Here is an 11113-nt window from a genome sequence, read left to right as displayed (position 1 = left end):
CCACCGGCGCTCCCTCGAGGAAAAACACCAGCACGCGCGCGAAGCCCTCGATCACTACCGCCAGGCGGTCAAGGACCAGCGCGACCAGGACCAGCGCCGGCACGAGCAGCAACTCCAGCAACTCCAGCAACTGCAGGCCGAATTACGCCAGGCGCAGCAAACCATCGTGATCAAGCAGGAGGAAGTCACCCGTCTGAACCAGGAGGGCGCGCGCCTGGTGGCCGAACTGTCCCATACGCGGCAGGCCCTTCAGCAGGCAAAAGAATTCAGTCGACGCCAGACGCAAAAGCTCGAAGCGCTGCAGCCGATCGAGCAGCGTAACGGCGTGCTGGCGGCGCAGATTGCCGACAAGGATGCCCACGCCCAGGCGCTGCAGGAACAATTGGCGGCAGCGTTGGAACAAACTGGCAGCCTGTCGACCCAGGTGCGCGAGCTTGAGCTGGCCTTCGCGCAGTCACAGGCCAAATGCGAGGCGCAGCAAGGCATCGTGGCCGAGTTGCGCACCTATCTCGTGGCCAGCGCGCGACCGACATAAAGACGCCGTTCTTTATTACTTTTGGGCTTATGCGTCATTTCCGGCTTTATGCCGGCATGACCCCTTCCTCTTCCCCCGAACTCCCCGAACCCTAAACAGTGACCTCAGATCCTCGGTGCGCAGGGGCGCGAGGCCTATCGGCCCGTCCAGGATGGCTTAGCGTGCAATATATTCCGTTTTCTGAAGCAACCCCATATACACCAATCTGTGCCGCTGACATGTAAACAGCGCGGATAATTTTTTGGGTAGTTGCGGCGAACCATCACATCGGATTTAGCCGCGTTGTTCAACGGATTTCGACTCGATGTTTCGTATCCTTTGGACTGCTGGGGGTATCGGCGAGCGGCAATGCAGCAGCGTTGCCGTCGCGCGAGAACCCGTCTGGAAATCTTCAAAGGAGCATGCGTGACAGAGAAGCTATATCATGGCAGTACGAACGGCAGCATCAAGCGATTCGATGATTTCAGCCACTTTGGGACACGCGCGGCAGCGCTAGCCATCATCGCAGCAAAGATTTGTCCAACGGAGGATTCGCAGGAAACCGCGTTTATCTACTCTGGCTACATTGATATGAGTAAGACTAGGCGTGTCTTGAAGCTGCAGAAGGACTTTGGAAGCCCGAGGCCTTTGGCGGTTCTCCGACAGTTCGAAAAGCAGGCGGACTTTGCAAAGCAAGTGGCGGGTCTCAGAAGCTCTTACAACGACACCGCCACCGACGCGGACGGCCGCGTGTTTGCAGATGCTGAGCTGTTGCTTCAGTTGCGTTGGAAACTGAAGGGTCTCTGTGTTGCTATCAGCTACCCGAACGAGGTCGAAGCCAAGGAGACTCAGCATATGAGCTATGTAGTTGTCTGCGGGACAGACTTCGTAGCGGAGCATCCTCCCGCGACAGTCAGTGCAAAGGAAATATGGGATGCGTGGCAGAGGATTCCCGAGTACTGGCAGCGGGCCCATATAGAAGTCAAAAGGGTCAAGGTCAAAAGGGACCAGCCATCGGCAATTCACGTTCAGGCCCAGGAATTGATAAGGCGTATGCGCGCAGGTGAGTATTGCCAGCAACTAGTACACTTGCAACCGCATCTTTGACATTTAGGCTTTGCCTAGCAGCGTCGCCGCCATCGAATCGAAGGCACCGCGGCGACAGACGTCGTCCGGCAAACTCAGGTGCGGCGTTTTTTGAACCGAGTTTTGCAGCGCCGTATATTATGTCTAAGAGGGGGCGTACAAATCGATTGGCGTCCTGGGTCCAGTGGTACCAGCGCGGAGGCTGGCGGCTACCAATTTTTAATTTTAAGCAAGAATGACAATGATAGAACGGTTTCATGGGGAAGCTCGGCGAAATAATCTGATTGCGGCGCTTGAGTTGCAGGGTATCTGCGGCGGGATTCAGGAATTGCCGGAACGGTTGGCTGAAGCATGTGAGCTCATCGAGTTTCCAGACGGCGAGAAGCTCGTCACGCAAGGGGACCAAACCAGCGACATTTTCCTGCTGCTGGCTGGCTCCACGAAAATCATTGTGGGCAAAAAAGAGGTCGACCGAGTTGATGCCGGTAGGCACGTTGGAGAGATGGCAGCAATTGAAGCGTTGCCGCGCTCCGCGACTGTGATTGCTGACGGCACCGTTGTAGCCGCCAAACTTTCCGAATCAGTGTTCCTGGACCTGGCGGAGCAATTCCCCCGAATGTACAAGCACATTTCCACAGAACTGGCACGCCGGCTTGAACGGCGTAACAAGGCACTTGCCCGGACAGATGAAAAAATCAATGTATTTGCTATTTCGTCCGTCGAAGCCCTGCCGGTTGCTGAGACCGGTGTTCTCGCGTTCGAACACGAGACGAACATCAAATTCTGGAACTGGCCGGACAACGTGTTTGGGGTGAGCAGCTATCCGCTTGAAGACCTCGAGCAACATCTAGGCACAGCAGACTTCGCCATTGCCATCGCCCAGGATGATGACCTGACGATGTCCCGGAAGGAAAGAAAGCCTAGCCCTCGTGACAACGTGATATTCGAGCTTGGCCTGTTCATGGGAAGGCTGGGCCGTCGTCGAACTATCTTAATGAAGCCAAAGGGTGTTGCTATCAAGCTGCCTAGCGATCTTGCAGGAGTAACGACTATCGACTATCCGGCAAAGCTCTCTGAAGACTCACCGGACCGGGATATGGCAGCAGCATGGAAAAAAGTCCGCGCGCACATCGAAAGGGTAAATCGATGAATAGCAACGAGCGGACGAAGGTGAGTGCAGCAATTGAGGAAGGGTTGGATCGTGCTGAAGCGAACTGGGGTGAAGTCGGACACCTGCTCGAGGCGCGATATCAGGTATCGACGGAAAAGTACGCCATGGATAGCGCCGACTCAAACATACCGGGTTATCCCATTGTGTCGGCGGATCGACCACAAGTCGACGAATTTATTGCGCTGGTGGTAGATATGCGTGGATCGACCCAGCGGCTGAAGACTCATATCGCGAGAGCGAAAGTGAATGGACTACAACGGGTCTATTACGAGACCTCTGCGCTACTTCCGGCCGTAGCAGTTACATGCGGCTTCCAAGCCGGCACGGTGACCGAATACTTGGGTGATGGAGGTTTGGTGTTGTTCGGCGTGAACAAAGATGACCGAGTGGACTCGGTTAAGCTTGCATACCGGGCTGCGAAAAACTGTATCGGCGACATGCGACAACTCATAAATGTTGCCATCGCGAAGCGCTACAACCTGCCAGAAGTTTCACTTGGTGCAGGACTTGCGATGAGCAGGGCGATGGTTACCCTAGTCGGAGTAGCCGGGAATTATCAGCCAAAAGCAATTGGTTCTTGCGTTTGGGACGCAACGAAACTGAGTGGAGGCGTAAACGCAGTCCATGTTTCACCAGATATAAAAAGCGCATGGCCGACAGCGCAAAACGGCCTGATGAGATTCAAGCCACTTTCCTTGAAACATGTCGAGGGATTCAAAATGTACGCGGAGCCGACGGAGAACCGGTCTGTAGCGTAGTAAGCTTCGAGGACGCGTAGCGCTCGGGTGCGATCCTCGCCAGCTTGCGCCTACAGATACATCGCATTCCGGCGGGGACCTTATCTTCGCAGTCTTGGTCGGGGTCATCGAATGGAAGTCCCTTCCATTCGATGACCCCGATTCCGCGGGCGCCGAGACCGCAGCAGCGCGCGAAGCGGTGCAGGCCAGGATGCAAGCAGAAAAGACATTTCCGACAGCCTCAAGCAAGTCCTCAGTGGTCTGACATCGGTTGTGAACGGTCTAGCCGTTTCAATTTGGTTGGTGACCACCCACTCCTCTGGTTCTTTGCAATAGAATCGGAGGTGGCTACCAATTCAGCATTCGCTACTTATGAGAATCGAGCACGACTCACCGGTTCTGGCCCTCGAGCATAACGTGACTTGGGCGTTCGAGAACGCAACCCCCTATGCAGGAGTACGACTCGCAGAAGCAGTTGCCACCGGAGCCGTGAGACCCGAAATCGGCTTGAATTTCGATGACGTTACGGCCCCACCCCAGGGCCCATCGCTCCAGAGGCGCGGCAAGACTGACGTACCGGAGATGCATATCAGTTTAAAGCATCTTGAGTTGCTTTGGTCCTTCACGTACTCGTGGATGGTTATCTACGAACGCGGTATCCAGAAGCCCCTCATCGAAGGAAATTGGATAGACGAGGTTGATAGTTCTGATCCGGTGTTGGTGCGCGCACTGCAACTGCGCGACTGGTCCGCGTCGCTGCGAACCCGATGCACTCCATGGCCGCAAGAATTGCCGTCCCCCCGGAATTACGCATGCGACATTGAACGATGGTACGGCGAGAAGGCGAATTTGGTGTTCCAACAGGCAGCTGCATTCTTGTTGGGGCATGAATTCGCTCATGCCGTTGGAGGACACCTCGAGTTCGCGCACGCCGACGCGCCTGACGCCAGTGCTATCGAAGCCGAGCAAGATGCTGATGTGGCTGCCTTTTCGAGCATCGTGGAGGCTACCGATGATGAATCTGAGAATCTCAGCAAAGCATGGGCAATTCTGGCCGCGCTATTGACTTCTATGTATCTCGGCAAGGAGCCACGCACGGCCTTTGTACAAAAGCGCCATCCGCCGCTTCATCACCGTCTCTCGAACTTCATGCGAATGCTGGATTTCGAGAAGGAAGAGTATCGCTACTACTTCCCAATGCTGACGTGCGTTGTTCTCGAGTGGGCCCTTGACGAGTTGGGCTCGATTCCTCGTTCAGCATCTCTATACGATGACGCAGAAGAAGCTTTCAGCGACACACTCGACCGAATTGAGAACTGGATTGGCGGGCATTGACTCGGCAGCCAGAGGGCTAGCTTGCAGGTAAACATTTTTGGTTCATCGCCGATTGCCAGCGAAGGCTCGCGGTCCGACGGAAGAGTTTGGCGGGTCAGCGAGCCCCAGGATTTTCGACGATCGAGTTGGCCGATGAACCGTCAATGCTTCTGCGACGGCGACCGCTCCCTCCCGACCCGTCCAATCCGCAAACACGGTAGTCTCTCGGTTGATAGGGGAGATGCGGAAGTCAAGCGGGCGACGTTTGGAGCCGCATTCGAATTGGAATCGTTCAGCGGCCGCTTCGGGAAAACGGCGTGTTTAGTCTGACGGCTCACGGCTCACGGCAGCCCAGTTGCTGAAACTTCTGCTCGAGCGCATAGATCGGCGCGGTCAAAACCCGCACAGGAACTTCACCCGGCTTGCCGGTGAGCGGAGGGTACATAATGGGCGTCATGCCCTTGAAGTCCGACGGCAGCTTCAGGTCGGCTTCCATCTCAGGCACCAGCAGAAACGTCCGCTCGCGGCCAAGCCGCGACATGAAGAAACCCAACTCGAAAAGGACATTGTCGCGAGGGGCAGCCGATTGTTTTCCCCTTGATTGGACGATGTCATCCGGATGGGCGATGGCCACTCCGAAGTCCGCCTGATCCACCTCACGCTCAAGCACCTCCAGCGGATATGAGCCTGGCGGGAAAATATCTTCATCCGACCAAAGGAGCGAGTCGGCGTCCGTGTATCTGAGCCCGTGTCGGATCGCCTTTGCAACTGAAACGCTCTCTTTGGAACTGATGAAAAAGGCGCGAGGACGATCATTGGGCGGCCGGATGAGCGAGTTTCTCTGCAGCAACCGGGACGCAAGCTCCGCCGCGATTAGCCGGTACACGCGAGGCTGCGCCATGGCAACTTGGTCGAGGGCCTCCGGGGAGGCCTTCAACGTGACGGTGGGCTCCACGGCGGTGATTGTTGCGCTGCGGGTGATGTGCGGGTTCACCGCGGACATCTCACCCACGGTCACTTTCTTTTCTCTATGGTAGAGGAACTTACCCTTAACCGACACACCCACCTTTCCAAAGAGCAGGAAGTACATGTCGCGATCGGTAGCGTTCTCGTGGATCAGCACTTCCCCGGCAGCGAACTCCACAACTTCGCCAGAGTCGGCTAGCGCCGTTGCCACTTCACGGTCACCCTGGACTATGCCTTGCGCCAGCAACGCCTCGATAAGGACTACCTTGTTTTGGAAACGCTCAATCAGCGTCATGTTCTCCCCCTGCGTTACCTAGAATAATAACTACCGGCCCGTACTCCTCACGGACTGTCCCGGTCTCACTGCCTTGCAGCCGGCCGCGCGCAGGCAGGACTCCCGGCCGGAATCCATGCGCCGACCCCAGAAGCGCCCCCTCCGGGCCGAGCTTGACGATCATCAGGACTAAAAAGGTTGACTTTTGCTCCTCGTTCTCGATCAAATCCTGCATCTGGCGGAAGTCCACATCGCTGGGAGTTGCCGGGTATGCCGGATGCGAGTGCCACTCGCCCAAATAGTTAAAGCGTTCCGGCTTGTGGCCCATCCGCTCATGGAACCGCCGGATGAACTCCCGGTGCTGTACTGGGTCGCGTTCAAAGTGCGAGTGCGTACCATTCCGTTGCACTGACAGGTCGACCACGAGGAACCGCCCGTCACCAATCTGTTCCGCAGCTAAGACGCCGCCTATCTCGTTCGCGCCGGCAGACCGCAACTCCCGCTTAAGCTTGCGCAAACAGCGAGAGCTCAGGACGACATCGATCACGTGCTGGCCTCGTCAGTACGGACGCATCCCTCCGCGTCGTTGTCCTCTGCGATGTGGGTGGTCTTGACTCCGGAGACGTCGAGCGGTCGGGTCTCAAAAGGCTGCTCGAACAGCCACTCCTTCCGCAGACCAATGACGTACACCGAGTGCGGGTAGTCGGAACTCTCCTGGCCCCGCAGCGCGTCTGCGGCAAAGCCTGTCAGATGCGAGGAGATTACGGACACATCTGCATCGTCCGCAATCATGGGAGCCTGGTCATCAGGGTCAGCCGCGTAGTTGATGCCGACGTCGGCCGGCGGCTCGGGGAATCCAGGTGTCTGGAACCAGTGATAGATAAAGTTGCGGATGTCCAACGGAGAGGCCTCGATGCCGGGTCGGCTCCTGGCGATGTAGCCCCCAAATCCACCGCCAAACACACGCCCCCATACCATGGGGACACCTTCGCTCTCCGACACCGAACTCGCGTAGACGAAGCCCTGACCACTTCCAGTGGTTTCGACGATCAGGTCACAGGTCTTCAGGCTGGCCAGGCATGCATTCAAGGCGTCCACGGTAGTCTGCCCTCCAAGCTGGTTTACCCACCGGTCGACCTTGACCTGTTCGCAGATGCGCTTGAGGCGGGCCGTCAGTCCGTCGACCTTGTGTGCACCGACCTCCCCCCAGTCCAAGTCGTTCCGAGCCAAGTTGCCAACCTTGAGGACATCCGCGTCCACCAAGAAGAAGCTGCGGACACCCGAGCGGGCGAGCGAGGTGGCCACTTTGCTGCCCATCGACCCGCAACCGAGGATGGCAACACGCTTCGTTGCCAGGATGGCGTTGCGGGTCGGGGCACGCTGCTGCTTGTCCATGAGAATCTTGATGATGTCGTGGATGCGGTGGTCCTTGCCGAGGAACTTCGCGATTACACGTCCTTCCAGCAAGCCCACCACGATGCCGCCACCGTCGAACGGGATGGAGGAGAATGCCGCCCAGCGGTCAGCGCTGGCCATGTCTGGCAAGGTCAGTGCGTGATGGCGAAGGTCGCCAGGCTCGAGGATAGCGATTCGACCAACGCCGTTCAGGGACTGGCCTACCGAGCATGGGATTGTCGGGTCAGCCCACCGGTCATACTGGGCCGATCCCGAGATTCCAACCGCCAAGCTGACGCACGAATTTTCGAAGAAGCTCGCGCGCAGGTCCAAAACCCAGACGCCAGGCTCTCGGCGACGCACCTCTGCCAAGAGCTCATCGCTGAGGACCAGCCGCGCATACTCCCAGCGCAGGAGCTGCCCCTCGGTGAAACGGTGCTCAGAAGGCACTACCGCTTTACGACCATTGGCGTCTACAGTGCTTTCCGTGTCAAGGAGGTGTCGCGCGCTGCGCAGGACTGCCGCGCCGTCCAGAGACTTGATCCAGTTGTCCGCGCGGATTTGCAGGCACAGCTCCGACGTGCCCCACTGGTGGTTCGACCAACGCTGGCCGGGCTCTCGCGGTACCAGCCGCGGGGGCGCAAACGGATAGATGAAGGGGTACTCGATGCGGGCCTGCCGCAGCTGCTTACCGCCTTCGAAGTCAATATCCACATGCGCCGTGCCCGCCTGCTCATCGATCAGCCAGTGGACGGCATGCACCCATCCCTCCTGCAGGAGGGATTCAAGGGCCTGCCGTTCATGCGCCAGGCGGCGCGGACGCCGCACAAACCAGGGCATCAGGAGAAGCCGGCCAAGGTACGCGAGGGCTCAGCCGCAGCACCAAAAGCGAAGCCGGATGCCGCGGCCGTGGCAGGCTTGAGCAACGAGCCGGAGTTGGTTGACTTCTTGCTGTCGTCCCTGGGGTTCAGCGCATCCTCGGCAGCGGCGTAGTCGAAGTCGGAGCGCTTGCGGCTGCTGCCGAATAAATTCCGGAACTGCTGTGGTGCATGCTCATCCAGCTTCGGACCGATCGAGGTCTGCCGGCCGTTGCAGTTCTGCTGCTCTGCCTCGGACGCGAGCACCGAACGGCTGATACAGCAGCGGACCAACTCGCTCTTCATGCCGAGCCGCGTCACCGCGATGAAGCCGTGCTCCAGACCAATGGCGAGACCGAGGTCGCCAACGTCGATGCCTTCAGCTTCCAGCTCCCGCAGGGCGACGGCGAAGCTGCTACGCATGGCCGCAGCGCACAGCATGGCGTTCTTCGCAGTTTCTGCGTCGTCCGTGGTCGCGGCAGTGCCTTCGATCAGAATGCCGTGGATGCAGTCTCCGATGAAGCGCACCTTCTTGCCGGCGAAGTCCTCGTACAGGACAGCATCCAGCTCGCTGCGCAGGACGTGGAGCGTCTTGACCACGTCAATGGCGTCATCGTCATCTTCGATGCGATCAGCAACGTACCGGGTGAAGTTGTCGATGTCGGCATAGATTGAGGTGGCCTCCTGCCGGCGCGAGTTGCGTGGGGTCAGTGTTTCCAGTTCGAGATCGCGATACGGGGGCGTGTGGCGCGTGAACTCGAATTTGCCAATGGGGTTGTTCTGAAGGTCCGTTTCCCAGTCCTTTACGACCTTGTCCACCGTCAGGCCGAGAGCTGCCTTCTCTTTGGACTTGGAGACCTGCTCGTCGGTCAACGCAGTGGTGGAGTCGTTCAACACTTTGTCCCAGCCGACCGCCTTGCGGGCGTTGTTGGTGACGAAGATGCCCTCCACCTCGGTGTTGAAGCCGGCCCGCTTCGCAGCCTGGTTCGCAGGGTTGCCGAGGAACAATGGTTCCCGGCTCGAGCGGCGGCCATTGTTGACTGCGAGAGCCTTGCCTGTGTCGATCCCGACGCGGGTCTTGGCGGCGGGCAGTGGGTCCTCTTCGTTCTCGCCGATCTTGGCCAGGACGTCGCGTACGAGTTGAGCGGTCGCCACCGCCTTGTGGATGCGGGCGGCCTCGTCGTCGTAGGGCTTCGCGAAGACGGCGTGGAGACGCTGGTTGTGGAAGTCGACCTGGATCGCGTCGACGCTCTGGAGGATGTTGCGGACGGCGCGGTAGTGATTGTTGAGGAACCGTAACGCTCGCTTGTGCGCGCGTTCACCGTCGGCGGTGGTCGTTTCCAGCAACGCTTTGATGTTGATGATGTCGATGTACAGGTGGACACCGTCCACCCGATACGCGACGCCGGTCCCGATGCCAGTCAGGACCGTGTCCCGGACGTAGTCCTTGATGACGACGTTGCTGACTTCCTTCAGGCGTGTCGCGATGCGCGACTTCGCCGTGTCTTCACTCCAAGTCCGCTTGGCCATAGATTCCCTTGCCGTCCGTTGGCAAACCATCCTCTTGTTCCGCGGTCAGCAATCGGCCCAACTCCTCCTTTCGCACGCCGCACCAGGGCCATATACTGGGGGGCGGTAATCGGAAATTCAAGATGTGTCTATCTGTTGCCCCTCATTTGAGGGGATAGCCCGTCTTGGACCGTCGCGCCGCCGCCCTGAAGAGGTATCGCGGCGTTCTTCCGTGAGCAGACGCAACCCGAGTGTAAGGCGTGGTCGTTGCACGCCTTCGTCATGGACCGGCATGTGGAGGTGGCGCATCGTGTCCAGCGAGCGCTCTTCTGGACGACCTGTGGGAAATCGCCCCAGTCGAGGAGGCGCCTGTCCCGTCATTGCAGGGCAGCGGCTGGCTGGCGTGAGCCGTTGCGTTGCGCCTCGCCCGGGTGCGCCCACAGCACGCCTCGGAAATCTGCGCTTGGCCATGCCATCGCGCATGAGCGAAGGCTACCATGATTGCTTATCGCGTTTCATATTCTCCCCGTATCCTGTAACTGCCAGAATTTCGGCGCGGCAGCGAGGCGGTGTGCGACGTCTATGGGGACGGTCAGGGCCCTGGAATCGTGCTTTCGGATGAAAGGGGGCCGGATGGGGCCGCGCCCGCGGCTGGCAGCGAGCAGGATGCGCGGCGCTGCCCCGCAACCCGGAAAACGGCGGCATCCCAATGGCTTGCTCCGCCCGCTCAATGTCATTTTCCCCATGGAGCATTGCGCGCGGCCTCGCGGGTGCGGGATGCCTGTGGTGGACGGCGACGCAAGGCCGGCGGCCCGGCGCCGACCGCGGACGAAGGGCGGCGGGGTGCTTTGATCCGCCACCGACACCGCCTGCCACGCCCGGTTTGCTACCGCAACGCCGAGGGGCTGAGCTGGGACGGGCAGGGGGAGATGCCCGCCTGGCTGCGGCGGGCGGTCAATGCGGGGCAGCACGTGGAATTTTCCGGGTCATAGTCGTGTTCAGCCGGACCGGCAAGATTGGCCCCCTGACGAGCACCCATTGAGCACCACCGACTGCTGCGCAAATCCACTCACAAGTATCGAAGAGGCAAGTTCCTACCCGATTATGCCGTGACGCTTGAACAGCGCCTGGAAGAACGACTTGACCGCAATTGGTGCGTCGGGCCCTTGCAACTCGACGCCAGCGAAGCGGTAGACCTCGTAGCCGGCGAGCTTTAGGGATGGTCTGAACAACCTGCCGTAGCCGAAGGCCACGGCGTGCTCAGCACGCATTGATTTCACAGGATGAGAC

The 11113-nt window shown here is 59.1% G+C and carries 9 protein-coding genes and 2 pseudogenes; 6 read left to right on the top strand and 5 right to left on the bottom strand.

Going from position 1 to position 11113, the window contains the following annotated elements; all coding sequences use genetic code 11:
- The 5 genes and pseudogenes from J8I34_RS31830 to J8I34_RS31810 all read left to right on the top strand — a co-directional run.
- Positions 1-535: pseudogene (locus tag J8I34_RS31830) on the top strand (DNA-binding protein); the annotation flags it as partial.
- A gap of 405 nt (positions 536-940) precedes the next feature.
- Positions 941-1621, top strand: a complete 681-nt coding sequence (locus tag J8I34_RS31825) for a hypothetical protein (protein WP_209808175.1) — start codon at positions 941-943, stop codon at positions 1619-1621.
- A gap of 220 nt (positions 1622-1841) precedes the next feature.
- A complete protein-coding gene (locus J8I34_RS31820) occupies positions 1842-2750 on the top strand; it encodes a TIR domain-containing protein (RefSeq protein ID WP_209808172.1) in 909 nt (302 codons plus the stop codon).
- A complete protein-coding gene (locus tag J8I34_RS31815; protein WP_209808171.1) occupies positions 2747-3529 on the top strand; it encodes a nucleotidyl cyclase domain-containing protein in 783 nt (260 codons plus the stop codon). The genes J8I34_RS31820 and J8I34_RS31815 overlap by 4 nt, the downstream gene beginning before the upstream one ends.
- 351 nt (positions 3530-3880) lie before the next feature.
- On the top strand, positions 3881-4843 hold the full coding sequence (locus J8I34_RS31810) for a phage exclusion protein Lit family protein (protein WP_209808168.1): 963 nt from the start codon (positions 3881-3883) through the stop codon (positions 4841-4843).
- Between the two features lie 313 nt (positions 4844-5156).
- On the opposite strand, the gene J8I34_RS31805 is transcribed toward J8I34_RS31810, so the two are convergent.
- From J8I34_RS31805 to J8I34_RS31790, 4 genes are read right to left on the bottom strand one after another with little or no spacing between them, the layout of a single operon-like run.
- A complete protein-coding gene (locus J8I34_RS31805) occupies positions 5157-6083 on the bottom strand; it encodes a TIR domain-containing protein (protein WP_209808166.1) in 927 nt (308 codons plus the stop codon).
- Positions 6070-6609, bottom strand: coding sequence for a M67 family metallopeptidase (locus J8I34_RS31800; protein WP_209808164.1), 540 nt, complete (start codon positions 6607-6609; stop codon positions 6070-6072). The genes J8I34_RS31805 and J8I34_RS31800 overlap by 14 nt, the downstream gene beginning before the upstream one ends.
- Positions 6606-8297: a ThiF family adenylyltransferase gene (locus J8I34_RS31795; RefSeq protein WP_209808163.1), complete on the bottom strand. Its 1692-nt coding sequence runs from the start codon at positions 8295-8297 to the stop codon at positions 6606-6608. Before J8I34_RS31795 ends, J8I34_RS31800 begins: the two co-directional genes overlap by 4 nt.
- Positions 8297-9844 carry an adenylate/guanylate cyclase domain-containing protein gene (locus J8I34_RS31790; protein ID WP_209808161.1) on the bottom strand — a complete coding sequence of 516 codons (1548 nt, stop codon included), beginning with the start codon at positions 9842-9844 and terminating at the stop codon, positions 8297-8299. Before J8I34_RS31790 ends, J8I34_RS31795 begins: the two co-directional genes overlap by 1 nt.
- A gap of 814 nt (positions 9845-10658) precedes the next feature.
- Here J8I34_RS31790 and J8I34_RS31785 point away from each other — a divergent pair.
- Positions 10659-10815: pseudogene (locus J8I34_RS31785) on the top strand (H-NS family nucleoid-associated regulatory protein); the annotation flags it as partial.
- Between the two features lie 102 nt (positions 10816-10917).
- On the opposite strand, the gene J8I34_RS31780 reads toward J8I34_RS31785, so the two are convergent.
- A partial coding sequence (locus tag J8I34_RS31780) for a hypothetical protein (protein WP_209808157.1) occupies positions 10918-11113 on the bottom strand: 196 nt, incomplete at its 5' end.

It is taken from the genome of Cupriavidus phytohabitans (assembly GCF_017815025.1).
GTDB lineage: Bacteria > Pseudomonadota > Gammaproteobacteria > Burkholderiales > Burkholderiaceae > Cupriavidus.
Note: the sequence above shows the minus strand (reverse complement) of the source record. Positions and strands in the feature narration are given on the sequence as shown.

Bases quoted from the DNA above. Each gene is read 5' to 3' on its own strand.
- J8I34_RS31795 (WP_209808163.1), bottom strand. From the start codon at position 8,297: ATGCCCTGGTTTGTGCGGCGTCCGCGCCGCCTGGCGCATGAACGGCAG.
- J8I34_RS31790 (WP_209808161.1), bottom strand. From the start codon at position 9,844: ATGGCCAAGCGGACTTGGAGTGAAGACACGGCGAAGTCGCGCATCGCG.
- J8I34_RS31805 (WP_209808166.1), bottom strand. From the start codon at position 6,083: ATGACGCTGATTGAGCGTTTCCAAAACAAGGTAGTCCTTATCGAGGCG.
- J8I34_RS31820 (WP_209808172.1), top strand. From the start codon at position 1,842: ATGATAGAACGGTTTCATGGGGAAGCTCGGCGAAATAATCTGATTGCG.
- J8I34_RS31810 (WP_209808168.1), top strand. From the start codon at position 3,881: ATGAGAATCGAGCACGACTCACCGGTTCTGGCCCTCGAGCATAACGTG.
- J8I34_RS31815 (WP_209808171.1), top strand. From the start codon at position 2,747: ATGAATAGCAACGAGCGGACGAAGGTGAGTGCAGCAATTGAGGAAGGG.